27 protein-coding genes are annotated in these 25,473 nt (G+C 67.2%); 13 read left to right on the plus strand and 14 right to left on the minus strand.

What is annotated here, in order from left to right:
* Positions 1-27: 27 nt before the first annotated feature.
* A complete protein-coding gene (locus ABZX86_RS03765; RefSeq protein WP_327142224.1) occupies positions 28-714 on the minus strand; it encodes a response regulator transcription factor in 687 nt (228 codons plus the stop codon).
* 328 nt (positions 715-1,042) lie between these two features.
* Here ABZX86_RS03765 and ABZX86_RS03770 point away from each other — a divergent pair, with 328 nt between their 5' ends.
* Genes ABZX86_RS03770 through ABZX86_RS03790 form a run of 5 tightly spaced genes read left to right on the plus strand, consistent with a single transcriptional unit; the run spans position 1,043 to position 6,432 of the window.
* Positions 1,043-4,072 carry an ATP-binding protein gene (locus tag ABZX86_RS03770; RefSeq protein ID WP_355119627.1) on the plus strand — a complete coding sequence of 1,010 codons (3,030 nt, stop codon included), beginning with the start codon at positions 1,043-1,045 and terminating at the stop codon, positions 4,070-4,072.
* Positions 4,069-4,476: a roadblock/LC7 domain-containing protein gene (locus ABZX86_RS03775; RefSeq protein WP_297613417.1), complete on the plus strand. Its 408-nt coding sequence runs from the start codon at positions 4,069-4,071 to the stop codon at positions 4,474-4,476. Before ABZX86_RS03770 ends, ABZX86_RS03775 begins: the two co-directional genes overlap by 4 nt.
* A gap of 10 nt (positions 4,477-4,486) precedes the next feature.
* Complete coding sequence (locus ABZX86_RS03780) at positions 4,487-4,864, plus strand: DUF742 domain-containing protein (RefSeq protein ID WP_327142226.1); 378 nt, start codon at positions 4,487-4,489, stop codon at positions 4,862-4,864.
* The gene (locus ABZX86_RS03785; RefSeq protein ID WP_355119630.1) at positions 4,845-5,564 is read left to right on the plus strand and encodes an ATP/GTP-binding protein; all 720 of its coding nucleotides are present in this window, start codon (positions 4,845-4,847) and stop codon (positions 5,562-5,564) included. Before ABZX86_RS03780 ends, ABZX86_RS03785 begins: the two co-directional genes overlap by 20 nt.
* A 49-nt stretch (positions 5,565-5,613) precedes the next feature.
* Positions 5,614-6,432: a hypothetical protein gene (locus ABZX86_RS03790; RefSeq protein ID WP_355119632.1), complete on the plus strand. Its 819-nt coding sequence runs from the start codon at positions 5,614-5,616 to the stop codon at positions 6,430-6,432.
* 76 nt (positions 6,433-6,508) lie between these two features.
* Here ABZX86_RS03790 and ABZX86_RS03795 read toward each other — a convergent pair whose 3' ends face one another.
* Both ABZX86_RS03795 and ABZX86_RS03800 read right to left on the minus strand, forming a co-directional pair.
* Positions 6,509-7,312, minus strand: a complete 804-nt coding sequence (locus tag ABZX86_RS03795) for a VOC family protein (protein ID WP_355119634.1) — start codon at positions 7,310-7,312, stop codon at positions 6,509-6,511.
* A 3-nt stretch (positions 7,313-7,315) separates the two neighbouring features.
* The gene (locus tag ABZX86_RS03800; protein WP_355119869.1) at positions 7,316-7,387 is read right to left on the minus strand and encodes a hypothetical protein; all 72 of its coding nucleotides are present in this window, start codon (positions 7,385-7,387) and stop codon (positions 7,316-7,318) included.
* Between the two features lie 119 nt (positions 7,388-7,506).
* On the opposite strand from ABZX86_RS03800, the gene ABZX86_RS03805 reads away from it, so the two are divergent.
* Entirely contained in the window at positions 7,507-8,517 is a 1,011-nt protein-coding gene (locus tag ABZX86_RS03805; RefSeq protein ID WP_355119636.1) for a DUF1906 domain-containing protein, read from the plus strand.
* Between the two features lie 269 nt (positions 8,518-8,786).
* Positions 8,787-9,011 (plus strand): hypothetical protein, encoded by a 225-nt coding sequence (locus ABZX86_RS03810; protein ID WP_327142231.1) that lies wholly within the window; start codon positions 8,787-8,789, stop codon positions 9,009-9,011.
* A 70-nt stretch (positions 9,012-9,081) separates the two neighbouring features.
* Here ABZX86_RS03810 and rpmF read toward each other — a convergent pair whose 3' ends face one another.
* Genes rpmF through ABZX86_RS03825 form a run of 3 tightly spaced genes read right to left on the minus strand, consistent with a single transcriptional unit; the run spans position 9,082 to position 10,799 of the window.
* Positions 9,082-9,255: a 50S ribosomal protein L32 gene (rpmF, locus tag ABZX86_RS03815; protein ID WP_355119638.1), complete on the minus strand. Its 174-nt coding sequence runs from the start codon at positions 9,253-9,255 to the stop codon at positions 9,082-9,084.
* 1 nt (position 9,256) lies between these two features.
* The gene (locus ABZX86_RS03820) at positions 9,257-9,541 is read right to left on the minus strand and encodes a type B 50S ribosomal protein L31 (RefSeq protein WP_355119640.1); all 285 of its coding nucleotides are present in this window, start codon (positions 9,539-9,541) and stop codon (positions 9,257-9,259) included.
* Positions 9,542-9,545: 4 nt separating this feature from the next.
* Positions 9,546-10,799, minus strand: a complete 1,254-nt coding sequence (locus ABZX86_RS03825) for a GTP-binding protein (protein ID WP_355119870.1) — start codon at positions 10,797-10,799, stop codon at positions 9,546-9,548.
* Positions 10,800-10,960: 161 nt separating this feature from the next.
* Here ABZX86_RS03825 and rpmB point away from each other — a divergent pair, with 161 nt between their 5' ends.
* Genes rpmB through rpsR form a run of 4 tightly spaced genes read left to right on the plus strand, consistent with a single transcriptional unit; the run spans position 10,961 to position 11,975 of the window.
* Complete coding sequence (gene rpmB, locus ABZX86_RS03830; protein WP_355119642.1) at positions 10,961-11,197, plus strand: 50S ribosomal protein L28; 237 nt, start codon at positions 10,961-10,963, stop codon at positions 11,195-11,197.
* A 10-nt stretch (positions 11,198-11,207) separates the two neighbouring features.
* The gene (gene rpmG, locus ABZX86_RS03835) at positions 11,208-11,378 is read left to right on the plus strand and encodes a 50S ribosomal protein L33 (protein WP_297613398.1); all 171 of its coding nucleotides are present in this window, start codon (positions 11,208-11,210) and stop codon (positions 11,376-11,378) included.
* A gap of 1 nt (position 11,379) precedes the next feature.
* The gene (gene rpsN, locus ABZX86_RS03840; RefSeq protein ID WP_355119643.1) at positions 11,380-11,685 is read left to right on the plus strand and encodes a 30S ribosomal protein S14; all 306 of its coding nucleotides are present in this window, start codon (positions 11,380-11,382) and stop codon (positions 11,683-11,685) included.
* Between the two features lie 35 nt (positions 11,686-11,720).
* Complete coding sequence (gene rpsR, locus ABZX86_RS03845; protein WP_327142236.1) at positions 11,721-11,975, plus strand: 30S ribosomal protein S18; 255 nt, start codon at positions 11,721-11,723, stop codon at positions 11,973-11,975.
* A gap of 88 nt (positions 11,976-12,063) precedes the next feature.
* On the opposite strand, the gene ABZX86_RS03850 is transcribed toward rpsR, so the two are convergent.
* A complete protein-coding gene (locus tag ABZX86_RS03850) occupies positions 12,064-12,633 on the minus strand; it encodes a LysM peptidoglycan-binding domain-containing protein (RefSeq protein WP_355119645.1) in 570 nt (189 codons plus the stop codon).
* A gap of 205 nt (positions 12,634-12,838) precedes the next feature.
* Between ABZX86_RS03850 and ABZX86_RS03855 the strand changes: the two genes are divergently transcribed.
* Positions 12,839-13,300, plus strand: coding sequence for a hypothetical protein (locus tag ABZX86_RS03855; RefSeq protein WP_355119647.1), 462 nt, complete (start codon positions 12,839-12,841; stop codon positions 13,298-13,300).
* Between the two features lie 101 nt (positions 13,301-13,401).
* On the opposite strand, the gene purH is transcribed toward ABZX86_RS03855, so the two are convergent.
* From purH to sucC, 6 genes are all read right to left on the minus strand, one after another.
* Positions 13,402-14,988, minus strand: a complete 1,587-nt coding sequence (gene purH, locus ABZX86_RS03860; RefSeq protein ID WP_355119649.1) for a bifunctional phosphoribosylaminoimidazolecarboxamide formyltransferase/IMP cyclohydrolase — start codon at positions 14,986-14,988, stop codon at positions 13,402-13,404.
* A complete protein-coding gene (gene purN / locus ABZX86_RS03865) occupies positions 14,985-15,638 on the minus strand; it encodes a phosphoribosylglycinamide formyltransferase (RefSeq protein WP_355119872.1) in 654 nt (217 codons plus the stop codon). Before purN ends, purH begins: the two co-directional genes overlap by 4 nt.
* Before the next feature lie 89 nt (positions 15,639-15,727).
* On the minus strand, positions 15,728-17,185 hold the full coding sequence (locus tag ABZX86_RS03870) for a DUF6350 family protein (protein ID WP_355119651.1): 1,458 nt from the start codon (positions 17,183-17,185) through the stop codon (positions 15,728-15,730).
* A 231-nt stretch (positions 17,186-17,416) separates the two neighbouring features.
* The gene (locus tag ABZX86_RS03875; protein ID WP_355119653.1) at positions 17,417-18,385 is read right to left on the minus strand and encodes a DUF5336 domain-containing protein; all 969 of its coding nucleotides are present in this window, start codon (positions 18,383-18,385) and stop codon (positions 17,417-17,419) included.
* 352 nt (positions 18,386-18,737) lie between these two features.
* Positions 18,738-19,652, minus strand: a complete 915-nt coding sequence (gene sucD, locus ABZX86_RS03880; protein ID WP_355119655.1) for a succinate--CoA ligase subunit alpha — start codon at positions 19,650-19,652, stop codon at positions 18,738-18,740.
* Between the two features lie 14 nt (positions 19,653-19,666).
* A complete protein-coding gene (gene sucC / locus ABZX86_RS03885) occupies positions 19,667-20,833 on the minus strand; it encodes an ADP-forming succinate--CoA ligase subunit beta (RefSeq protein ID WP_355119657.1) in 1,167 nt (388 codons plus the stop codon).
* 545 nt (positions 20,834-21,378) lie between these two features.
* Here sucC and ABZX86_RS03890 point away from each other — a divergent pair.
* Complete coding sequence (locus ABZX86_RS03890; protein WP_355119659.1) at positions 21,379-22,593, plus strand: peptidoglycan DD-metalloendopeptidase family protein; 1,215 nt, start codon at positions 21,379-21,381, stop codon at positions 22,591-22,593.
* Positions 22,594-22,925: 332 nt separating this feature from the next.
* On the opposite strand, the gene pcrA is transcribed toward ABZX86_RS03890, so the two are convergent.
* Positions 22,926-25,382, minus strand: a complete 2,457-nt coding sequence (pcrA, locus tag ABZX86_RS03895) for a DNA helicase PcrA (protein ID WP_355119661.1) — start codon at positions 25,380-25,382, stop codon at positions 22,926-22,928.
* Positions 25,383-25,473: the final 91 nt, after the last annotated feature.

Consider the following 25,473-nt stretch of genomic DNA (forward strand, 5'->3'; position numbering starts at 1 on the left):
GAATACTCCTGCCCACGTACCCGGCCCCTACGGCGGCGTCTCGCGCAGCACGTACCCGACGCCGCGCACGGTGTGGATGAGTCGAGGCTCACCCTCGGCTTCGGTTTTGCGGCGCAGATATCCGATATAGACCTCCAGCGCATTGCCGGAGGTCGGAAAGTCGTAGCCCCACACCTCTTCGAGAATTCGACTGCGGGTGAGCACCCGGCGCGGATTGGCCATCAGCATTTCCAGCAGTGAGAACTCGGTGCGGGTCAGGCTGATCGACCGTTCGCCGCGCAGCACCTCGCGGGTGACCGGATCCAGCGACAGGTCGGCGAACTGCATGGCCTCCGACCCCTCCATCTGGTCGACGGTGGTGCGGCGCAGCAGCGCCCGCAGCCGGGCCAGCAGCTCTTCCAGGGCGAACGGCTTGGGCAGGTAGTCGTCGGCGCCGGCATCGAGTCCGGCTACCCGCTCGGAGACCGAATCCCGTGCCGTGAGTACCAGAATCGGCAGATCATCGCCGGTGCTGCGGAGCCGGCGACACACCTCGAGCCCGTCCATGCGGGGCATCATCACGTCGAGTACCAGCGCATCGGGTCGCGAGCTGGTGGTCTTCTCGAGGGCGTCCACACCGTCGACCGCGAGGTCGACGGTATAGCCGTTGAAGGTCAGCGAGCGACGCAGCGATTCCCGGACCGCGCGGTCGTCGTCGACTACCAGAATGCGCATGGCCTCCAGTCTGCCCACAGCGACTGAGAGGCGACTGAGAGGGCCCCTTCGACACGCCGGACAGGATCAGCCGGTGACCAGCGAGTTTCACCGGGCCCGAGGGATACGGGCTCCGCGGCCCGCTTTCGGTATTCGAAAAACGTTGCGCGCGGCTGTATTCGGAGTCATGTACAGCGAGTTGCTCGAATTGCCGATACACAGCCCGCGCGGTATGTTGCAGGCCGGAAAAGAAGACCTCTAGTTGGTTCCGCGCGGGGTTCTGCCCTACGTCGCACAACCGCATACGACCTGGGGGTCACTCGTGAAAAGCGGAGGCGACGGAAGCGGGATGGAAGCGACACCCCGGTCCTGGCAATTGAGCCTGTCCAACTGGCCCGTCACACGCAAGGTCGGCATCGTTCTGGTGCTCCCGGTGTTGCTCGCCTCGACCTTCGCGGTCTTGCGCATCAACTCAGAGCTGCAAACGATCAACAACCTGAGCGCCGGTACGGAACAGGCCGCCGTAATGGGCCCAACAATCAAATTCGAGTCCGCAACACAGGAACTCGCCGTACAGACGATCGACGGCTGGGGAAACCCGGACGCTGATCCCGCCATCGACGCCGCCGCCGGAAAGTTCGATCAGGCCGCCGCCGACCTCGATACGCTGCTGCGCGCCTCCAAGGTGGACGTCAGCATCGTGCAGCAGCTCGATCAGGCCATCACGATGGCCAAGACCATGCGCAACAATCGGCACAGCGGCTCCGCGCAGGCGATGGCCGATCAGTCCGAGGCGGTCTCGCAGAAGATCCAGGCCGCGCTCTCGACCTCGCAGTCGGTCTCGGATCTGCGTGTGCAGCAGCTGTTCCTGCAGCAGGGCACCCTGATGACCGCGGGACGCCTGCTCACGCAGGAACGCACCATGCTCGCCACCCCGGGGCTCGGCACGAACCAGGGTCTGCGGGTCCGGCTGCTCACCTCCATCGGCGCCGAGATGACGCTGCTGCAGGTGTATCAGAGCCTGTACGCGAATTCGGCGCAGGGCGACGGCGGACTCCGGGACGCCGCGAACGTCCGTATCGGCATCCTCGCTCAGGGTGTGCCCGATCCGGCCGCGGTCCCGGCCATGAACGACGCGGTCAATACCAGCCTCAACGGCTACCACTCGGTGATGGCCGATATCGGAGTCGCGCTGGACGCCAAGCTCGCTCAGCTCAGCACCGATGCCCGCAATACGGTGCTGCGCGATACCTCCATCGTTATCGGCATGCTGCTGGCCGGTCTGGCGCTCGCCCTGGTGGTGGCGCGCTCACTGGTCGTGCCGGTCCGGCGCCTGCGCCGCGACGCGCTCCAGGTCGCGCACATCGATCTGCCGCAGGAACTCGAAGTGGTGCGCGCCGGTGGCGCCACCCCCGAGATCACCCCGGTCGACGTGCACACCACCGAGGAGATCGGGCAGCTGGCTCGCGCCGTCGACGATATCCACACCCAGGCGCTGCACCTCGCCGCCGAACAGGCCCGACTGCGATTGCAGATCGGCAATATGTTCGAGACCCTTTCCCGCCGTAGCCAATCGCTCGTCGAACAGCAGTTGACGCTGATCGAGGAGCTGGAGCGCGACGAGGACGACTCCGAGCGACTGCAGAGCCTGTTCCGCCTCGATCACCTTGCCACCCGCATGCGCCGCAACGGCGACAACCTGCTGGTGCTGGCCGGAACCGCGCTGCGCCGTGGACATCTCACGCCGGTGCCGCTCTCCGACATGCTGTGGTCCTCGGTCTCGCAGGTGGAGGACTATCAGCGCGCCGAGATCGGCACCGTGCCCGACGGCATCGTCGCCGGTGAGCCGGCCGTCGATATCGAGCACCTGCTGGCCGAGTTGATCGACAACGCACTGCGCTACTCGCCGCCGTCCACTCCGGTGGCGGTGTCCGTGGCGCGCGCCGTGGACGGGGGCTACCTCATCGAGATCACCGACCGGGGTCTCGGCATGAATGCCGAAGACCTGCAGTCCATCAACGACCGGCTCGCCTCCGGTGGTGAGGTCAATGTCGAGACCGCCCGCCGCATGGGCCTGTTCGTCGTGGGCCGGCTCGCCAAGCGGCACAACATCACCGTGAGCCTGCGCCGCACCTCCGCCATGGTGCAGCAGCCGGGCATCACCGCCAGCGTCCACCTGCCGGGCACCCTCGTCTCGCCCGCGCCGGAACGTGGCGGCGACAGCGGCAATACCGGTCAGTTCCCGGTCACCGCGGCACTGCCCGTGGCGCCCGGCGCGGTGGCTCCGGTCGCCACGGTCTCGACGCTGCCGCAGTCTCCGGCGTCCGCACCGCAGCCGGTGGTCACACCGCCGCGGCTGATGCCGGTGCCGAACGCACCGGAGGTTGTGACCACCGGCCGGTTCGGGGTCACCAGTTCCGGCCTGCCGCAGCGCAAGACGCCCGGCGGCGATACCGGCGAACAGCCCGCCCTCACCGGGTTCGGTGCGGAGCAGCCGTATACGGACAACTTCGTCGATGCCTTCGCGGGCGCCGGCGATCCCACCGCGACCTACAACGTGGTGGGTCCGCAGACCCAGCCGCCGGTCGACTTCTGGGGCGATACCGGACAGCACGAGGTCCAGCAGCCCGAACCGGCTGCCCTCGTGAGCCCGGCCGTACCGGTGGGCAACGGCGGCAATGGGAACGGCGGCAACGGCTATGACGCCGGCGCTACCGGCGACGACGATACGGGCAGCTACTTCCCGAACGGGTACAGCGCGTTCGGGAACGACAGCGGCAACCCGGCAGGCAGCGGTCCGGCCGGGCCGAATGCCAACGTGCCCAACGGAAACGGTCTGACCAGCGGCGATACCTACCGCGAACCGGTCGGCAATGGCAACGGCGCCACTGTGAACGGCCTCGGAAGCAATTTCGGCAACGGCAACAGCCACGGTTTCGGCAATGCGCCCGTGGCCGCCCCGCTCCCGCAGCGCGGGCAGGCTCCGCAACAGCAGCAGCCGCAACAGCAACCGCAGCCCGCGCAGCGCCCGGCCGGTGACTCCGTCATGTCGGGCAGCCCGATCTATCAGCGCATGGTCTCGGAATGGCTGGTGGAACCCGCCTCCGGTGCACAGGACGACAGTGCGGAATGGTCGTCGACCTCGGACGCCGGCTGGGCCGCCGCCGCGGAAGCCGCCAATCCGACCTCCAGTTCCAAGACGCAGGGCGGGTTGCCGATCCGGCGGCCGGGGGCGCAGTTGGTGCCCGGCGCGGTGGCGCAGGAGGACGAGACCGGTGCCCGCAATCCGGATGAGATCCGTAACAGCTTGACGAGGCACCTCAGCGGCGTTCGCTCTGGACGCGCAGACTCGCAGTACACAGACGGAGGGCATGCATGACCGACTCCCAGCGCACCACCACCGATGAGAATCTGAACTGGCTGGTCACCCGCTTCACCCGCGAAGTGCCCGGTGTCTCGCATGCGGTCCTGGTTTCGGCCGACGGACTTATGCAGGCGACCAGTCCGCATCTGCCGGCCGATCGGGGCGAGCAACTCGCCGCGGTCACCGCCGGTCTGGCCAGCCTCTCGGCCGGTGCGGCACAGCTTTTCGACGGCGGCAAGGTCATGCAGTCCATCGTCGAAATGCAGCGCGGCTACCTGCTCGTCATGACCGTCGGCAACGGCTCGCACCTGGCGGTGCTGGCCAATAAGCAGCACGACATCGGCCGTATCGGCTACGAGATGGCGCTGCTGGTCGACCGGGTCGGGTCGGTGGTGCAGGCCACTGCCCGAACGGCCTGATGAGCCGCCGATGACATCTCCGAACGGGGGAGTCGGAGGCACTCGGCCCACCAGCCGTGTCCGGCCCTATGCGTTGACCTCCGGTCGCACCGAACCGGCAGTTGATCTGCCACTCGAGGCGGTCGTCGAAACACTGTCCTACACCGCCCATTTCGACTGGCCCGCGGGTGACATCCGCACCGAGATCCTGCGGCTGGGCACGGCCCGGCTGTCGGTCGCCGAGATCGCCGCGCATCTGCAGCGACCTCTGGGAATGGTCCGGGTGGTGATCGGTGATCTCGTCGTCGCCGGGACCCTCCGCGTGCATTCGACTCTGAGCGACCAGGCGACTTTCGACGAGCGCCGCTCTTTGATGGAGAGGACCCTGCATGGACTCCGCGCCCTTTGACGGCGGGAGCTACAACGGGGGTGCGCCGCAGTACCCCAACGGCGGGCCCCAGTATCCCGGTCAGCAGTTCGCGAATCCGGGTGTAGCGCAGCAGCAGTACCCGCCCCGTCCGGGCGAGGAGTTCCGGGCCGTCGCCTCCACCAAGATCGTGGTGGCGGGCGGCTTCGGCGCGGGCAAGACCACCTTCGTCGGCGCGGTCTCGGAGATCGTGCCACTGCGCACCGAGGCCATGGTGACCGCCATGTCGGACGGGGTCGACGACCTCGCCGCCACGCCGGGCAAGGAAACCACCACGGTGGCCATGGATTTCGGGCGCATCATCCTGCCCGGGAACATGGTGCTGTACCTCTTCGGCACGCCCGGCCAGCGCAGGTTCTGGTTCATGTGGGACGACCTCATCAAGGGCGCCATCGGCGCGGTGGTGCTGGTCGACACCCGTCGCATCGAGGACAGTTTCGCCGCGGTCGATTTCTTCGAGGCCAAATCGCTGCCGTTCCTCATTGCGGTGAACCGCTTTCCGAACGCGCCGCGTTTCCCGGTGGCCGAACTGCGCGAGGCCCTCAGCGTGCGCGAGGGGGTGCCGATCGTCGATATCGACGCGCGGGACGCGGGCGAGGTCCGGCGGACACTGGCGGCGGTCACCGAGTACGCGATCGAACGGCTGATGAACGCACAGCGCGAAACAGCGCGCCGCGGCTAGACATTCACGTTCACAGCTGGAGATTACGCAGGTAGGCAAGGGGTTTCGGGTGATCTATTTCTCGATGGGCTACTGGGTCATCGGCTTGGCACTGATCGTGTCGGTGGCCGGTGCCTCATGTGGGCTGGCATGTATTCGCCAGTCCACCAAATCGGTCACGCTCCGATTCCGGTTGCTGTGGCTGTTCGTGGCCGCCAGTTCCATCGGCGGCGTGGGCATGGCCATGCCGGTGTTCGTATCGATGCTCGGCTTCAGTGTGAAGGGCAGTCAGGTCCGCTATGACAGCCTGCTGACCACACTGTTCTCGGCACTGTCGGGTTTGACGGTGTTCGCGGGTCTGGTGATCGCGGGCAAGGTCCTGAACTGGTGGCGACTGACCGCCGCCTCGCTGGTCACGGCGGGCGGACTGGGATCGGTGCACCTGCTGCTGCTTTCGGCGGTGCGCGTACAGGGCACCACCGATCGCAGCCTGGTATCGGTGATCGCGGTGTACGTGATCGCGGCCCTGCTGTCGGCGCTGCTGCTGTGGTTCAGCCTGTGGGCGAAGTCGGTGCCGGTGCTCATGGCCGGATCGCTGGCCTACGCCATTCTGGTGACCGGTATGCACTACGCCGGGCTCACCGGACTGCAGGTGCATGTGGACACGACCGCACCGCTGCCCAAGGGTGACGACCTCTTCAACTTCTTCGTGCCGTTCTTCATCATCGGCTCACTGTCGCTTGCCGTTCCGATCACGGCGATCCTCGTCGCGCCGGACCGGCGGGAAGCCCGGCAGGCGCCGCTGGGCTCCGATATCGATCTGTCGCACAGCGCTTCGCTGGCGGTCTCGTCACGAAAGAGCGGTCGCGCCAAGGTGTCCGCGCGCTGACGCCCGCCACCACCGTCCTTCGGGCCGGGTCGCCTCGTTTCCGACGAGGGACCCGGCCCGAGGCGTTCGGCGCGGTTCAGCCCTCGGGTGCGGACAGCTCCCCCACCGTCACCGGTTCGAGCAGTGCGAACATCTCCCCCTGCGGCGCGGCCAGAATCGCCATGCGGCCGAACGGTCCGTCCTGGGCGGGCACGAGCACGGTGGCGCCCAGTTCCGCGGCGCGGCGCAAACCCTCGTCGAGTCCGTCGAATTGGAACCAGGTGAGCCAGTAGGGCTGCTCGGGTGCGGCGCCGTCGACGGTGTCGTCATTGATGCCGGCGACCGGCTCGGTCGCACCCGGCGGCACCAGCGTCCCGTAACGCATTGCACCGTCCCCGAATTCGGTGACGGTGAAGCCGAAGACGCTGGAGTAGAAGGCCTTTGCGGCCTCGTAGTCGCCGGTGTGCAGATCGTTCCAGACGTAGGCCCCGTGCTCGTTGTGCACGGCCGCGCCATTGTGCGCTCGCGCCTCCCACACCGCGAAGGGTGCGCCGGAGACGTCGGCGGCCACGAACATGCGGCCGAATTCCATGACGTCGAAGGGCGGCACCAGTATTCGACCGCCCGCGGCGGTGATCCGCTCCGCCGTGGCGTCGGCGTCCGCGACGGCGAAGTAGGTGGTCCATACCGAGGGCACGCCCCCTTCGGGTTTGGGCCCGACGCCGGCGATGGCCTGTCCCTCCCGCAGGGCCATCAGATACCCCCCGGCATCTTCCCCGGCGCCGCGGACGTCCCAGCCGAACAGTTCCGCGTAGAACTCACCGGCCTTGGCCGGATCGTCGACCTGGCAGTCGATCCAGCACGGTGTACCCGGGGACCACGCCTCGTTGCGAACAGGCATCGGTTATCTCCGTTTCTGAAGCAATGCAAAGACATTTGTAAGTGCAAACGACAAGGATGACGTGACGCCGCTCACACAACCGCACCCAGTCAACCACTCCGTCTCGACAAATTCAGAGAGTTCGGCCGGGTCGATGACCCCCGACTTCGGGAATGCGGCACCCGCGGCACGGCTCGCGAATTACAGTGACTGTCATGCGTTTCGGGTTGGATTACGCCGCAGGACGGCCCCCCGCGAGCGCCATCCGGGCGGCCGGTTTCGATTTCGTCATCCGCTATCTCTCCGATGGCGGGCCCACGCTGCCGGGCAAGCTGCTCACCCCCGCCGAGGCCGACGATCTACGCGCGCACCAGGTGTCGATCGTGTCCAACTGGGAGACCACCGCCGCCCGCATGCTCGACGGATTCGGCGCGGGCGTCACCGATGCGCGCGCCGGTCTGGCCGTGGTGCTGCGCTGCGGCGGACGGCCGGATCGGCCCATCTACTTCTCCGCGGACTTCGACGCGTCACCGCAGCAGCAGGCCGCCATCAATGCCTATCTCGATGGGGCGGCCAGCGTGCTGGGGCGGGCGAATGTCGGTATCTACGGCGGGTATTGGCCGGTGAGCCGGGCCTTGGATGCCGGGTCGGCGACCTGGGCGTGGCAGACGGTGGCGTGGTCGGGCAGTAATCGGGAGTCGCGCGCGCAGCTGCTGCAGACCGGGGCGCAGGTCACGGTCGCCGAGGTGCAGTGCGATGTGAACGAATCCGACGACGTGGATTTCGGCCAATGGGACTTCGAACCGGAGGAACAGGACTTGACGCCCGAACAGGACCAAATACTGCGCGATATCCAGACCCAGCTGCGCGGCCCCGGACTGGCCGGCTGGCCGCAGCTCGGCAACGATCCGGCAGGACAGCACAATACGGTGGTGGACGGCCTGGCGGCCGCACTCGCCAAGATCGATGAACTGCGCACGGAGATCAGCGATCTGGAGGCGACGACCCACGAGCTGACCAGTGAGGTGACCCGGCTGTCCGGGAATCACTGGCCTTTCCCGCTCTCGCTCATCGAGGGACCGGCCCTGGCGGTCGCCGATCAGCTGGCGCGACTGGAACAGCTGCTGCCGGCGCTACCGCTGCCCGGATGGGGTGAAAGCCCGAAGAACGGACAAAACACCACAGCGGCCAGTCCTGTTGCCACAGTGGACAACCGAATTGGTTGATTTGTCGGAATTTCTCCGGCAAGTAATGCGGTAGAACTCCCCCAGAAGTGGCGATGAGCGGGTTCTTCTGTTGTCAGAAGAACCCGCCCTCGGCCACGAGGATACCGTCGCAACAGCACGAATTCACAACTTTGAGAAGACTTTTTCGACCCACCGCACAAAGGCAGCCCACCTGCCCTTACGCAACACGTGAGCAGATCTATGGTGGCGCAGCGACATTCCCACTATCGTCGGCTGGGTCCGAACGTGCTCTATCGAAGGAGGCTCAAGTGGCCGTCAACGTGGTACTCGACAAAGCTCTCGACAAGGCGTACGAAAACAAGACTCTCGCGGAGATCCTCGCGGCCCCGCCGTCGGCGCTGGCCGGACTCACCGAGAAGCACGATGTGCAGCTGCTCGAGGCCCTCGGTGTGAAGACCATCGCCGACCTGGCCAAGAACAAGTACTTCCAGCTCGCATCCACCCTCGCGGACCTGGCAGCCAAGGAGGGCTAACCCCTCCACGCGGGCGCCGGGTGCACGCGCGTGCACCCGGCGCCGCGGCGTCGTCCCTGCTCGGGACCGCTCAGAGTTTGTCGAGATCGATCACTCCGCGCTGCACCGCGCGCACCAGTTTGCGCGGTACGCGATGCACCACACCGGCCACCGTGACCGGAACAAGATCGGGCGGAGTGGCCTTCCATTGCGCGCGGCGACTTCGGGTATTGGAACGCGACATCCGCCGCTTCGGAACAGCCATGTCAGTTCTCCTGTCCGGCAGTCGAATTACTCGCGCCGCGTATGCGTTTGCCGTATCGGCGTTCGAACTTCTCGACGCGGCCCGCCGTATCGAGGGCTCGCTGCGAACCCGTCCAGAACGGATGGGAATCGGAAGTCACATCGACGATCATGTGCGGATAGGAATTGCCGTCCTCCCATTCCACCGACCGGTCCGAAGTTGCGGTCGAGTGGGTCAGGAAACGCTTTCCGGTACTCGCGTCCTCGAAGATCACCGGATGGTAATCGGGGTGGATTCCTGCTTTCATCGCATCACCTTTCGTGCTGTCGGGAACCGCCGTCGCCGGTCGCCGGCGTGGATCGGGTTGTGTCGCAAGGTTCCTCGTGCTGTTCGCCGAACGGGTCCGCCCAGCCGGCCACCCGATCGGGCGCGAAACGCACCTGCCGCAGTTCGTCGTCGTCCACCAGCGCCCAGTGCAGGGCATGCCGGATCTCCTCGGTATCGGCCTCGTGGACCAGGATCACCAGCGAGGTATGACGGTCGCCGAAATGCTCGTGCCAGCGCAGCGCGGCCATGAGATCACGTTCGGGGTCGACCCCGGCGCGCTCCTCGGAAGTCATGGCGGCCAGCCACTTTCCGGCGCCGCCGACGCGCATGCCGCCGCCCGCCGACTCCAGCCACACCACCTCCTCGGGCTGGGTGGCCAGCCACACTCGGCCGCGCGCGCTCACCACACCGTCCAGCAGCACATCGATGGCCGAGTGCAGGCGGTCGGGATGAAAGGGGCGGTCGGTGTCGAATTCCATTAGTGCCACACCGCAATCCGGCTCCAACGGCGGTTGACCACGCAGCAGGGACATGTGCGGATCGAAACCCGCGCCCCGGCGCGCATCCGGGGGAATTCGGTCGAGCAGTCCGAAAAGCGCATCCGCGCGCAGCATTTCGGAGGGTGCGTACCCGGCGAGCGAGGCGGGCTCGTCCAGCCACGCGATCGGCGCGCCCGGCGCCAGGCGGGCCAGCACCGCGGCCGTCCGCATGCGCTCGTCCGGATCCGCGCCACCGTCGAAACCCAGTAGGGCATCGGCGTATTCGACCTGGCCGACCGCCAGCTGCGCCATGGTGCGATCGTCGTCGACGGTGGCATGGCCGCGCTCGGCGAGGGTTTCGTCGCCGGTGGCGTCGGCGAGCCAGTCCCGGGCGTCCAGACAGGTGAGCACGGCTTCGATGCGCACATTGCGGGCGGCCGGTCCGTCGACCCGGCCGATCACGCCGGTGACCACCACATCGCGGATGGCCTGGCAGACGGCCTCGGCTTCGAAGGCCGGATCCAGCGCAAGCACTATGCGCCGCACCGAATCCCGCTGCGCGAGCACGCACAGGTAGGGCAGCAGATCGGCGCGCAGCGTGCAGGAGACGCAGCCGTGCGCCAGCTCGAGCACGGTCACATCCTCGCGTCCGTTCAGCTGCACCGTGCGGCGCACCACGCCTTCGCGCAGTTCGGTCAGATCGTGACGGACCACGACGGTGCCGGGCTCCGCGCCCAGCCGGCGGGCCGCCTGCCGCACGCCGTCCGCGGCCCGGCCGGGGAGTCCCGCAATGACCAGCACGGGTGTGGGAGATGGCACCGGTACCCCTTTCGACAATGATTTTCATTTACCGAGGGCTCAGCGTACATTGGAATAAACCCGTTGTCGAAAACGATTGTCATCATCAGGAAGGGGCGTCCATGTCGGCCATCTGCCAGGTCACCGGTCGCAAGCCGGGGTTCGGCAAGTCCGTATCGCACTCGCACACCCGGACCAACCGGCGCTGGGACCCCAATATCCAGCGCAAGACCTACTACCTGCCCAGCGAAGGCCGCCGCATCACGCTCACCGTCTCCGCCAAGGGCATCAAAACCATCGACCGCGACGGCATCGAAGCGGTCGTGGCCCGGCTGCGTGCTCGCGGCCAGAAGATCTGAGGAGAGACCGATGGCATCGAAATCGACCGAACTCCGGCCGATCGTCAAACTCGTATCCACCGCCGGGACCGGGTACACCTACGTCACCCGCAAGAACCGGCGCAACAACCCGGACCGCATGACGCTGCGCAAGTACGACCCCGTCGTCCGCAAGCACGTCGAATTCCGTGAGGGCCGGTGACGTGGCCAAGAGATCCAAGATCGCCAAAAACGAAGAGCGCAAACAGATCGTGGCCCGCTACGCCGAGCGGCGCGCGGAACTGAAGGAGATCATCCGCAAACCCACCAGCTCAGCGGAAGATCGGGCGGCCGCACAGGCCGCCCTCGCCCGGCAGCCGCGCGATGCCAGTCCGGTACGATTGCGCAATCGGGACGCCACGGACGGTCGCCCCCGTGGTCACCTCCGGAAGTTCGGCCTCTCACGAATACGCGTACGCGAGATGGCCCACCGCGGAGAATTGCCCGGTGTACACAAATCGAGCTGGTAAGCATCCACAGATCTCGTGAGTAAGGAACCGCTGATATGGCAGTGAAGCGAGCACCGTCGAAGAAGGTCCGGGCCGAAGCGGGCCGCAAGCCCAAGAAGAACCCCCTCATCGCGGCCGGCATCGAAGTCGTCGACTACAAGGATGTGAACCTGCTCCGCACGTTCATCTCCGACCGCGGCAAGATCCGCAGCCGCCGCGTGACGGGCCTGACCCCGCAGCAGCAGCGCCAGGTCGCCATCGCGGTGAAGAACGCTCGCGAAATGGCACTGCTGCCGTTCACGAGCCGGTAGCGGCTCGCCTCGCTGGACGAAAAATGAAGCGCCCCAGATGCTTTCGCATCCGGGGCGCTCTGTTCAGCTGGTGTGACGCATCCGCGATTTACGGGATGGTCAGGACCTGGCCGACGTCGATGGCGTCGGGGTTGGCGATACCGCTGGCATTGGCGATGTCCTGGAAGCGGTTGCCGTCGCCGTAGAAGCGCTCGGCAATGGCCCAGAGGGTGTCGCCCGGCTCAACCGTGTAGGTCTGCGCGGCCGGCGGAGCCTCGACCGGAGCGGGAGCCGGCTCCTCGGCCGCGGCGGCGACCGTCTCGGCCTCGGCCTGGATCGGGCTGTCGGTATTGGTGCCGGTCGACCAGACGCCGCTGCCGTCAGTGCCGTAGAGCACCACATTGCGGTCCGGCTGCACGACGAGGCGCTCGACGCCCTTGCCGTCGGTGCTGGTGGACCACTCGGCGCCGCCGTCTTCCTTGTACAGGACGAAGTTGCCGTCGGCCTGCAGCGTGGCGCGGGTGACACCCTTGCCGTTGGTGCCCGAGGCCCACTCGACCTTGCCGCTGGGGTCCGACAACACCAGGTTGCCATCATCTTGCAGAGTCAGGGAATAAGCGCCGCCCTTGAGCGACTGTCCGAGACCGAGTTCTTCGCCAACCTTCAATGCGTCGCCCACGGTGTGTCCTTTCCGGAAGGGGAGATCATGAGATAAGTCGATGGCGCGTAAGTGCATTCGCACATCTGATACCGAGGTTACTGGTCCGCCCCCGGTCCTCGTGGTGATTACGCGCCGAGTCCTCGGATAATTTGGCTCACTGTCGCTGGGTGTTCGCCACGCGGACATATCCGCCCCGACCGGTCGGACCGTTAGGGTGGTGGCCATGTACGGGACCTGGGGCCGCCGCGCCCTGATCGCCACCACCGCCGCCGCACTCCTGAGCGGGACCGTGGCCGCCTGCGGAGACACCGGAAAGACTGCCGACCAGCCGAAAACGAGCACCGAGACCTCGGCCGTCCCCGACCCGGTGGAAGCCCCGCAGGGCCAGCCGGGCCGCCCCTTCACCGCCGATCCGACCATTGTGAACACGCACCCCCTGCAGTTCGACAGCTGGACCCGGGTCGGCGACAACAAGGTCGCGGTCAACTTCACCACCGGCTCCCCCGAGTGCTACGGCGTGGACGCCACCACCACCGAGACCGACAAGACCGTCACCGTCAACCTGCGCTCGGGCACCCTCCCCGACGCGGTCGGCCGCATGTGCACCATGATCGCCGTCTTCGGCACCCTGGAAGTCCAGCTCAAAGCCCCGCTGGCGGACCGGAAAGTACTGAGCGGCAAATAGTTCCGTACCGGTAGTCCCGAAAACAACGGAGCCGGTTGCCGATCGCAGCAGCGACCGGCAACCGGCTCCGAAATTCTTTGTGCCGCAGTGCGCGACGCGCCTCAGTGGGCGAAGTGGCGCGAACCCGTCAGGTACAGCGTGACACCGGCCTCGCGGCACAGCTCGATGGTGTCCTTGTCGCGAATCGACCCGCCCGGGTGCACGATGGCGCGCACGCCCGCGTTCACCAGAATCTGCGGACCGTCCGAGAACGGGAAGAACGCATCAGAGGCGGCCACCGAACCGGCGGCGCGCTCACCGGCCCGCTCCACCGCCAGCTTGCACGAGTCGACCCGGTTGACCTGCCCCATACCGACGCCGACGGCAGCGCCGTCGTGAGCCAGCAGAATGGCATTCGACTTCACGGCACGGCAAGCGCGCCAGGCGAATTCGAGATCGGCCAGGGTCTGCGCATCGGCGGCTTCACCGGCCGCGAGCGTCCAATTGGCCGCGCTGTCGCCCTCGGCGTGCAGGATATCGCGATCCTGCAGCAGCAGGCCGCCGCTGATCGGGCGCAGCTCCGCACCCCGCCGCTGCGCGGGGGTGGCGACGAGCACGCGCACATTCTTCTTGCGCTGCAACACTTCCACCGCGCCATTGGCATAGCCGGGCGCGACGATGACCTCGGTGAAGATCTCGGCAACCTGCTCGGCCATCTCCACACTCACCTCGCGGTTGGCCGCGATGACGCCGCCGTACGCGCTGACCGGATCGGTGGCGTGCGCCTTGCGGTGCGCCTCGGCGATATCCGCGGCCACGGCCACGCCACACGGGTTGGCGTGCTTGATGATCGCCACGGCGGGCTCGTCGAAGTCGTACGCGGCACGCCAGGCGGCATCGGCGTCGGTGTAGTTGTTGTACGACATTTCCTTGCCGTGCAATTGCTCCGCCTGCGCCAGACCCGCGGGACCGGCCTCGCTGGTGTACAGCGCGGCGCCCTGGTGCGGGTTCTCGCCGTAGCGCAGCACCGAGTCACGGTTCCAGGTCGCGCCGACCCACTCCGGGAAGTGCTGTGCCGCATTGGATTCCACGCCCTCGGCGACCTGCGCGGCCGGAACGGCCACACTGGTCATCCAGCTCGCGACGGCCACATCGTAGGTGGCGGTGTGCTGGAAAGCCTTGGCCGCCAGCGCGGTCCGCTCGGCGAAGGTGAAGCCGCCGTCCTGCACGGACTTCAGCACGCGGTCGTACTCGCCCGTATCGACGACCACCGCGACCGACGGGTGGTTCTTGGCGGCGGCGCGCACCATGGAGGGCCCGCCGATATCGATCTGCTCGACCGACGCGTCGATGCTCGCGCCACTGGCGACGGTCTGCGTGAACGGGTACAGGTTCACCACGACCAGCTGGAAGGCCTCGACACCGAGCTCGACGAGCTGATCGAGGTGCTCATCCTTGCGGGTGTCGGCGAGGATGCCGGCGTGCACGCGCGGGTGCAGGGTCTTGACCCGGCCGTCCAGGGTCTCCGGAAAACCGGTCAGGTCTTCCACTTTCGTGACCGGGATACCGGCATCGGCGATCTTGCCCGCGGTCGAGCCGGTCGACACCAGCTCCACACCCGCGGCGTGCAGACCCGATGCCAGTTCGATCAGACCGGTCTTGTCGTAGACGCTGACCAGGGCCCGCTTGATGGATTTACGCTCACTCACCGGAGAACCTCATCTGGGATAACTGCCTTTCGTCCATCGGAGACAATGCCTCGATTCGCGACCGCGGCGACAACCTCCGCCAGCAGCCGCCGCTCCACAACCTTGATGCGCTCGTGCAGGGTTGCCTCGTCATCGGAGGGCAGCACCGCCACCGCCTCCTGCGCGAGGATGGCACCGGTATCGATACCCGAATCCACCAGATGCACGGTGGAACCGGTCACCCGGACCCCGTAGGCCAGCGCGTCCCGCACCCCGTGCGCGCCCGGGAAAGCCGGCAGCAGCGCGGGATGGGTATTGATGATGCGACCGTCGAACCGCTTCAGGAAACGCGGACCGAGGATCTTCATGAAACCGGCGGACACCACCAGATCCGGCGCGAAGGCATCGACGATCTCGGTCAGCGCCTGATCCCAGGCATCACGATCCTCGAAATCGCTCAGCTCGACCATGAACGACGAAATATCGAAGGCCTCGGCATGATCCATGGCCGCGCACTCGCGATCCACTCCGACGGCGACGACCCGGGCCGGATAACCGGGCTTCCGAGTGGCTTCGAGCAGTGAACGCAGCAGCGAACCGGTACCGGAGGCGAGCACGACAACCGTCGCGGGCGCGCTCGGCGGTAGCAGCTGGGCAGGCGAGGAACTCAGCGCACTACTCCCTGTGTATCGGGCGGAAAGGGGACGGCGGGATGCGGCCCCGCTTCCCTGAAGCCTAACGACCGTCCACTTCGGATCTGTCAGTGGTCGCCCTCTACTACTTCGGCGTCGAGAATTTCGGAGTCGTCGTCGGGTGCCCGATGTAGTTCCGGGGTGGGTTCGGGGTCGTCGTCGAGGAGTTCACCGTCGAGCTCGACCACCTGGCCGGGGTCGTCGTCGTCGTAGTAGTCGTCGTACTCGTCGTCCTCGTAGTAGTCCTGTTCGTATTCGGTGTCGTCGTAGGTGTCGTCCTCGTACTCGGCGCTGTAGTCGGGCTCGTCGTAGTCGTATTCGGCGGGCGGGGCGGGCGCGAACCAGCGGGCGGCCAGGACGCCGGCGTAGCCGGGCACCGCGAGCCAGAGGAAGGCCAGCGCGGCCGCGACGGCGACGTTCGGGCCGATCCAGCCGAAGGTGCCCAGGTCTCCCCCGGCGACCATGCCGAGGATCGTGAGCAGTACGGCGGCGACGCCGGCGGAGGTCAGGGTCGCCCAGGGGGCGCGGGGGTGATCGCCGGCATTGCGGCCGCAGTCCAGGCCGCCGAGCACGCCCACCGCGGCGGGAGCCACCAGCAGTACGAACCACCACGCGGCGGCCGGGCCGGACGGTACGGCCGCGACCAGCGGCACCGCGGGCACGGGCGCACCGTCGACACCGAAGACGCCCAGTGATCCGGCGCCGATGTGGACCTCACCGCCGAGCAGCACGCTCACCGCGCCGACCAGGGCGTTCGGCAGGTAGGCCAGCGACAGCAGCGTCAAACCCAGTGCGCCCCAGAAATTTCCGGCATTGTGATAGGTATCGCCGATCCGCGACCAGTGCACCAGGAACGACACCAGCGTGAGCGCCGCCGCGACGGCGAGCAGTCGCCACACCGCGCGCAGTCCGGCCCGCACGCCCGGAACCACCCAGTGCGGCAGCGGAATCGGCAGCAGATCGGTGTAATCCCGCCAGTGCCGCAGGCCCACACCCGCGATCACGGCCAGCAGTTGCAGGCCGATCACCCAGGCGAAGGCGACCGAGGTATTCGGCGGCTGCAGGGCCACCACCGCCGACGCGTCATCGGCCACGGCCAGGCATACCGCCGTCACCAGCAGCGGACCACCGACCGCCGCACCCGCGATCCAGGCCAGATCGGTCGGCGTGCAATCCCCGTCGGCCGCACAGTGATCCGCGGCCCGCGCACAATCGCGCGCCACCAGCCACAGCATCAACCCGGTGGGCAGCAGCGGCCACAGTCCGATGGCCGTCCGGCCGATCGTCAGCGGAACCTGATGCACCGCAAGCCAGCTCGCCGCAATGGCTCCGGACGCCCCGGACAGCCCACTCCCCGCCGCGAACAGCGTCCCGAACACCACCGCGAAAATCAGCAGCAGCGTAATGGCCGACGCGCGCGCCGCCACGAAGAACAACACCCGGGCCCGCTCGGGTGTGAGCGACCCGAACCCGCCCCCACCCGCCGAGACCGGACCACGCGGCACATCCCGCAGATCGTCAGTCACGCGAGCCAGGGTAGTTCTCGGGGCACTCATGGAAAACCAGCGTGGCAGCTCACACTGGCCGAGAGTGGCAGGCGCGCCGGATAACTCACACGGTAATCGCAGGTCAGCCACGCCCAGTCAACAAAAGCAGCACCTCGTCATCCCGGCGCGCTTTCGGCCGGGATCAGGCTGCGAGATGCGAAACGGCCCCCGGTGTGTCCGGGGGCCGTTGTCGTATTCGTCTGTCGAGCGCTACTGCTTGTCGTCCTGACCCGGGCGGAACGAACGGGTCGCGTCCGCGGACGGGTCGGCGGCCTGCTCGCCGCCGAACGGCTGCGCCGGACGCGCGGCCGGCTGGGCGCCGAAGTGCTGCGTCGGAGCGGCGTCGCCACCGGCGGGCTGCTGCTGGCCGTACTGCTGCTGGCCGTAACCACCGCTCGGCTGCTGACCGTAGGACGGCTGCTGCTGGCCATAGGTCGGCTGCTGCTGTGAACCGGTGCCGTATCCGGCGGGCTGCTGCCCGTAGGACGGCTGCTGCGGGTACTGGCCACCCGTGCCGTAGCCCGGCTGCTGACCACCCTGCTGCGCCGGCTGCCCGAACGCGGGCGGCTGACCCGGCTGGCCGTAACCGGCCTGCTGGCCGTAACCGGGGTACTGCTGCCCACCGGTCTGTCCGAACTGCTGCTGACCGTAACCCTGCGGCGCGGCCGGCTTCGGCGCCGGCGGCTTGACGATGCCCGCCTCGAAAAGCACTGCCAGCACGGCGATCACGGCCTGCACGAAGGACAGGAACACGATCACCCAGCCACCCCACTTGGTGGCCAGATCACCGGTGAAGGAGTTGAACAGGATCGACAGGAAGCCCGCCACCGAGGCGGCCGCGATCACTGCGTTCAAGTTCTGCTTGGGCAGAATCAGCGACAGACCCGCGAGCAGACCCGCGAAGAGCAGGATGCCGACGAGCAGCGGATCCGATTCGAAAAGGCTGTAGGTGAGGCTGAGTTCCTTGCTGCCCTTGTAGGGCGCCCACCCGAGCAGGAAGTTGATGACACCGAGGGCGGCGATGCCGACGGTGAGGAAAAAGGGAAGTCCCTTGCCTGGTGCGGCCGTCGTACTCGACCCTGCTGCGGGACCACCCGTGGGCTGCGAGCCATATCCAGGCGTGTTGGAAGGCGTCTGCGCGGGCCCGTTGTATCCCGAGCCCCCGGTCGGGTATGACATGTCGTCGTCTCCTATCGAGTCGTTCACGAACTCCCACCGACGCTACTGCACCGCACCGCCGAGAGCACCACCTACCACCGGCCGTGCCCATTCCGCAATAGCCGAAACCCCCTGTCCGCACAGTCGGATTCGCCCCCCGCCGCCCCCACAACCCGAATACGACGAGGGCCGCCTCCCCAGCGGGGAGGCGGCCCTCGATGCTCATATAGCGATGGCGACACCTGATTTCGCGAGTTCGGGGTAACTCCCCGGGTACCCCCGAAATCGGTGTCGCACCGGAACCGCACCACGCGTCCCCAACCCCAACGGCTCCCAGCCGGGCGCCAAAGGTCCGGAGAGGCGGACAGCCAGCTCAGGCGGTGATGCTGGCCTTCTCCAGGATTTCGCGCGCCAGGGCGGCGGTCTCGGACGGGGTCTTGCCGACCTTCACGCCCGCGGCCTCGAGGGCCTCCTTCTTGCCCTGCGCGGTGCCCGCACCGTCGGAGACGATGGCGCCGGCGTGGCCCATGGTCTTGCCCTCGGGAGCGGTGAAGCCCGCGACGTAGCCGACGACCGGCTTGGTGACATTGGCCTTGATGTAGGCCGCGGCCCGCTCCTCGGCGTCGCCGCCGATCTCGCCGATCATGACGATGAGCTTGGTCTCGGGGTCCTTCTCGAACGCCTCGATGGCGTCGATGTGGGTGGTGCCGATGACCGGGTCGCCGCCGATGCCGATGGCGGTGGAGAAACCGAAGTCCCGCAGCTCGAACATCATCTGGTAGGTCAGGGTGCCGGACTTGGAGACCAGGCCGATCGGGCCCTTGCCCGCGATGGTGGCCGGGGTGATGCCGACCAGCGACTCACCCGGGGTGATGATGCCGGGGCAGTTCGGGCCGATGATGCGGGTCTTGTTGCCCTTCTCCACGTTGTAGGCCCACGCGTACGCGGAGTCCTGCACCGGGATGCCCTCGGTGATGACCACGAGCAGCGGGATCTCCGCGTCGATGGCCTCGAGGATGGCGTCCTTGGAGAACGCGGGCGGCACGAAGGCGATCGAGGTGTCGGCCCCGGTCTTCTCCATGGCCTCGGCGACGGTCGCGAACACCGGCAGCTCGACGGGGTTGCCGTCCTTGTCGGTGTGCGACACGGTGGTGCCGGCCTTACGGGCGTTGACGCCGCCGACGACCTGGGTGCCGGCCTTCAGCATCAGTGCGGTGTGCTTGGTGCCCTCGCCGCCGGTGATGCCCTGGACGATGACCTTGTTGTCCTTGTTGAGGAAGATCGACATGTTGGTTCGTGTCCTTACTTGGCGGCGGCCAGTTCGGCAGCCTTGTCGGCGCCTTCGTCCATGGTCTGAGCAAGCGTCACCAGCGGGTGAGCAAAGTCGGCGAGGATCTGGCGACCCTCTTCGACCTTATTGCCGTCGAGCCGGACGACCAGCGGCTTGTTGGCCTCGGCGCCCAGGGTGTTCAGCGCGCCGACAATGCCGTTCGCGACCGCGTCACAGGCGGTGATGCCACCGAAGACGTTCACGAACACGGACTTGACCTGGGCGTCGTTCAGGATGACGTCCAGACCGGCGGCCATGACGGCAGCCGAGGCGCCGCCGCCGATGTCCAGGAAGTTGGCGGGCTTGACGCCGCCGTGGTTCTCACCGGCGTACGCGACGACGTCGAGGGTCGACATGACCAGACCCGCGCCGTTGCCGATGATGCCGACCTCACCGTCGAGCTTCACGTAGTTGAGGTCGTTCTGCTTGGCCTTGAGCTCCAGCGGATCGGTCGCGTCGATATCCGCGAACTCCGCATGGTCGGGGTGGCGGAACTCGGCGTTCTCGTCCAGCGTGACCTTGCCGTCGAGGGCCAGGATCTGGTTGTCGGGGGTGCGGACCAGCGGGTTGACCTCGACCAGGGTGGCGTCTTCCTTGACGAAGACCTCCCACAGCGCCTGGATGGTCACGGCCGCGGCGTCGAGGATGTCGGCGGGCAGGTGGCCCTGCTCGGCGATGGAGCGAGCGAACGCCAGATCCACGCCCTTGACGGCGTCGACCGGAATCTTGGCCAGCATCTCGGGCTTCTGAACGGCGACCTCTTCGATCTCCATGCCGCCCTCGACCGAGCACATGGCCAGGTAGCTGCGGTTGGAACGATCGAGCAGGAAGGAGATGTAGTACTCCGAAGCGATGTCCTTGGCCTCGGCGACCAGGACCTTCTTGGTGATGTGTCCCTTGATGTCCAGGCCCAGGATGTTCGTGGCGTGGGTGAAGGCGTCATCGGGGGTGGCGGCGTACTTCACGCCACCGGCCTTGCCGCGTCCACCGGCCTTGACCTGTGCCTTGATCATGACAGGCTTGCCGATTTCTTCCGCGATCGCGCGCGCGTCCTCGGCCGTGTCGGTGACGCGGCCCTCCGACGAAGGCACTCCGTGCTTCACGAAGAGTTCCTTCGCCTGATATTCGAAGAGATCCATGTACTCACCGTCTCGTCTGCGTTGTTGTGACAACGTCTGTGTTGGTGGCCCGTGGTCGGCCCGTAGCGACTTGCTTGCATGTCACTCGAAAGGGCCAGGGGGTCGGGTCGGACTCTAATCAGTCACACGGAGCCGAAATCAGCCGCATACAGCCTAAGTGGCGCAGGTCACGGTACTGTCTCTGTGCTTACAAAACGCCTTGTCAATGCTACTCGCGGGTAGCTTGTTGACGGTGCGCCAGGTAGGACACTCGAATCCCGGAGAGTGACCGGGAGTACTACGTGTTGTCGTTGACAAGGCGCACTTGGTTACCCAAAGCACAGTGTGGAAATTCCGACCCGTAAGGTGATGAATGTCACACACGCGCGCCGAACCATGTCCATCGCTTGCTGACCCGCAATCGTTTCGTTACCGTCGATGCGGTCGATGTCACAACCCGGTCACGACAGGAGGACGGCAGGCTTGACGCAGCACAGCGCTCCGCAGGTAGAGCTTCGCTCCGCAGGCACTCCGTCAGCACCGCGGCTTCACCAGGGTCAGCTCCGATGAGCGACGGCCCGTTCCCCGAAACTCTGCGCGCCAACCGCGGCCACCGCTATCGCGATGAGGCCGAGAACATCGGCGGCGCAACACATTCCGCCACAGCCCAGGCCACTCGCGGGCAGGTCTCGCACGGCGACTGGGAGGCCACCCGCTCCTGGCACGCGCCCGCGGTGAGCCGGCAGCCCCAGCCTGATTGGCAGGCGGCGCAAGCCAAATGGGAGCCCCGCGCCGATACCGGCACCGCCGACAATTGGTCGGCTCCCGCCGCCGACGGCTGGGCCGCGCCCGAGCCGGCCGGGCAGTCCCGGGCCGAGTGGGATGCGCCGGCCGATCCGGCGCCCTCCGCCGATTACCGGCCGGTCTACAGCTTCCGCACCGCCTCCGGCGCCCGCCTCGATTTCTCCGGTGACGGCGCCCGTGTCGATCAGCCCGCCCCCGAGAACGATTCGGCCGAGCCGGCCGCGGCCCGCTCCGGCGGTCGCCGCCGCGCGACCGGTACGCACCGCGTTCCCAGCCCGCCGCACTCGCTCAAGGGTCGCGCCGCAGTGGTGGCCGTGGCCGCCGGCGCGGTTGTCGCCGCCGGGCAGAGCGGTCTGGAGACCAGCGCACCGCACGCCGACAATGTCGAATACCAGGCTGCCTCCCAGGTTCGCGATCTCGCCGCCACCCAGAACCTCGCCTCCGACGCACCGAGCGGCGCCCCGCAGGTCCTGAATGTCGGCACCGCGGCGGATATCAACCAGTTCAACGACATTCTGCAGAAGGGCCAGAAGTACGCGGCCGATCTGACCGCGGCCGCGGACTCCAAACTCCGCCCGCTGTTCACCAAGTTCGCCAGCGGCACCTTCACCTCCGGCTTCGGTACCCGCTGGGGCGTAGAACATCTCGGCGTGGACGTGGCCGCCCCCATCGGCACCCCCATCTACGCCGTAGCCGACGGCACCGTCCTCGACGCCGGTCCCGCCTCCGGTTTCGGTATGTGGGTGCGCCTGATGCACGATGACGGCACCATCACCGTCTACGGCCACGTCGACACGGCCGTCGTCTCGGTCGGCCAGCGCGTCCTGGCAGGCGACCAGATCGCCACCGTAGGCAACCGCGGCTTCTCCACCGGCCCCCACTGCCACTTCGAAGTCTGGCTCAACGGCTCCAACAAAATCGACCCCCTCCCCTGGCTCGCCTCCCGGGGCATCTCCCTCGGCATCGAGCGGGACTAGAGACAACAAAGCGAACTGCCCACCAGATTGAATTCTGGTGGGCAGTTCGCGTTTCCAGGGCACGTCCCCCTTGCCATCCCGGCCACGTCCCCCGACATCCGACACTCCGTCATCCGGGCCCATCCTCCGTCACCCGGGCGCATCCTCCGTCATCCCGGCGCATCCTCAGTCATCCCGGCGCGCTTTTGGCCGGGATCCACAGAAGTGGTTGCAGCACTGCCCATGTCGCATCCCGGCCCAAAGCATGCCGGGATGACAGGGGCGACCGCATTGGCAGCCGACCCGAATTCCGGTGCTGTCCTTGGCAGCCGACCCGAATTCCGGTGCTGTCCTCAGAGTTTGACGATGGTGCGGCTGTAGCTGGGGATGAGGCGGATTTTGCCGGCGGTGCCGAAGTCGATGGTGACGGTGGCGAGGGCGCCGAAGCCTTCGGCGGCCACTACTCGGCCGAGGCCGTATTTGTCGTCGCTGACGCGGTCGCCTACGGCGAGGACCAGGCCGGAGTTATTGCGTTTGCCGGTGCCGCCCGCGGCCGAAGGGGCGGGGCGGCGTTCGCCGCGGACGCCGGGGCGCGGTTCCCAGCCGTCGCCACGGGTCCAGTCGCGGTCGAGGCCGTCGTCGTCACCGCGGCGGCGCAGGCTGCGGCCGGTTTGGGAGACGACGGGCTCGAGGCGGCGCCAGTCCATCAGGTGGCCCGGGATTTCCTGCAGGAAGCGGGATTCGGGGTTGGAGACGGGCTGGCCCCAGCCGGAGCGGACCACGGCGCGGGTGAGGTAGAGGCGCTTGCGGGCACGGGTGATGCCGACGTAGGCGAGGCGGCGTTCCTCGGCGAGTTCGGTGGGGTCGCCGAGCGCGCGCATATGCGGGAACTGGCCGTCCTCCCAGCCGGTGACGAAGACGACGGGGAATTCCAGCCCCTTGGCGGTGTGCAGGGTCATCATGGTGACCACGCCGGTGCCCTCGTCCGGAATCTGGTCACTGTCGGCGACCAGGGACACGCGCTCGAGGAACGCGGCGAGCGTTCCCGGATCGGGCTCGCCCTCGGCCTGCTCGGGCACGATGCCCTCGGCCGCGGCGGCCTCCACATTGTTGCGGGCCTCGGAGCTGAACTCGCGTGCCACACTGACCAATTCATTGAGGTTGTCGAGCCGCGCGCCGTCCTGCGGATCGTCGGAGGCCTCGAGTTCGCGGCGGTACCCGGTGCGGTCGAGCACGGCTTCGACGATATTGCCCACATCCGGGAAGTCGAGGTCGTCCTGCGCACCCGCGGCCCGGATCTCGTCGAGCAGTTCCACGAACCCGGCGATGGCCCGCTGCGCGCGGGTATTGAGCAGCGCCACCGTGCCGCCGGCGGCATCCCGAAGCGCCTGTGCGAAGCCGATATTGCGCTGTTCGGCATGCACGGCGACACAGGCTTCGGCGCGATCACCGATGCCGCGGCGCGGCGTATTGAGAATGCGGCGCAGGCTCACCGCATCGTCCGGATTCTGCAGCACGCGCAGGTAGGCGACGATATCGCGGACCTCTTTGCGCTCATAGAAGCGCACGCCGCCGACAACCTTGTACGGCAACCCCATTCGAATGAAGATCTCTTCGAGCGCACGGGAGTTGTTGTTGGTGCGATAGAAAACCGCGACATCGTTGTAGTTGGCGTCGCCCGCATCCACCAGCCGGTCGATCTCGCGCGCCACGAACGAGGCCTCGTCGTGCTCGTTGTCCGCGACGTAGCCGACGATCAGGTCGCCGTCACCGGCATCGGTCCAGAGCTTCTTGTCGCGCCGGTTCTCGTTGCGCGAGATGACCGCGTTGGCGGCGGCCAGAATATGCTGGGTGGAGCGGTAATTCTGTTCCAGCAGAATGGTTTCCGCATCGGGGAAGTCACGTTCGAACTCCTCGATATTGCGAATGGTCGCGCCGCGGAACGCGTAGATGGACTGGTCCGCGTCACCGACAACACAGAGTTCGCTGGGCGGCACCGCATCCGGCCCGTCCTGGGTCAGGGTGTCATCGTCACCCCATGCGGTCCGGTGATGCCCGACCAGTTCGCGCACGAGGGTGTACTGCGCGTGGTTGGTGTCCTGGTACTCGTCGACGAGCACGTGCCGGAACCGCCGCCGGTAGTACTCGGCCACCTGCGGATGCCGCTGCAGCATGCCGACCGTCTCGCCGATGAGGTCGTCGAAGTCCATGGCATTGGCCGCGCGCAGCCGCCGCTGATACTCGTCGTAGACGCGGGCGACCAGGCGCGGCAGTTCGGCCTCTTCGCTCTCGGCGTCGGAGGCGGCCTGGGCCGGGTCGATGAGCTCGTTCTTGAGGTTGGAGATGGCGGTGGCGAGCAGGCGCGGCGTGTACTTCTTGGCGTCGAGATCGAAGTCGCGGCTGACCATGGCCAGCAGCCTGCGCGAGTCGTCGGCGTCGTAGATGGAGAAGTTGGAGTTGAGCCCGGCCACCAGCGAGGCCTGGGTGCGCAGAATGCGGACGCAGCTGGAGTGGAAGGTGGAGACCCACATTCCGGCCGCGCGCGGACCCACCAGCCCGGCCACGCGCTCCCGCATTTCGGCCGCGGCCTTGTTGGTGAAGGTGATCGCCAGGATTTCGCCCGGGCGGACGCCGCGGGCGTCCAGTAGGTAGGCGATGCGGCGGGTGAGGACAGCCGTTTTGCCGGATCCGGCGCCCGCCACGATGAGCAGCGGAGTTCCGGTGTGCACCACCGCCGCGCGCTGTTGCGGATTCAAACCTTCGAGCAATTGCTCGGTCTTCTGCTCGTCCTGCGCCACCGTCGTCTTCATCGCCCAACCACGCTACCGGCGACCACCGACAGGTACGCAGTCCGGCGGCAGAAGGTGTCCGATAAGTGCCGGTGCGGCGAACTCCAGGAGA

It is taken from the genome of Nocardia sp. NPDC006630 (genome assembly GCF_040611495.1).
GTDB lineage: Bacteria > Actinomycetota > Actinomycetes > Mycobacteriales > Mycobacteriaceae > Nocardia.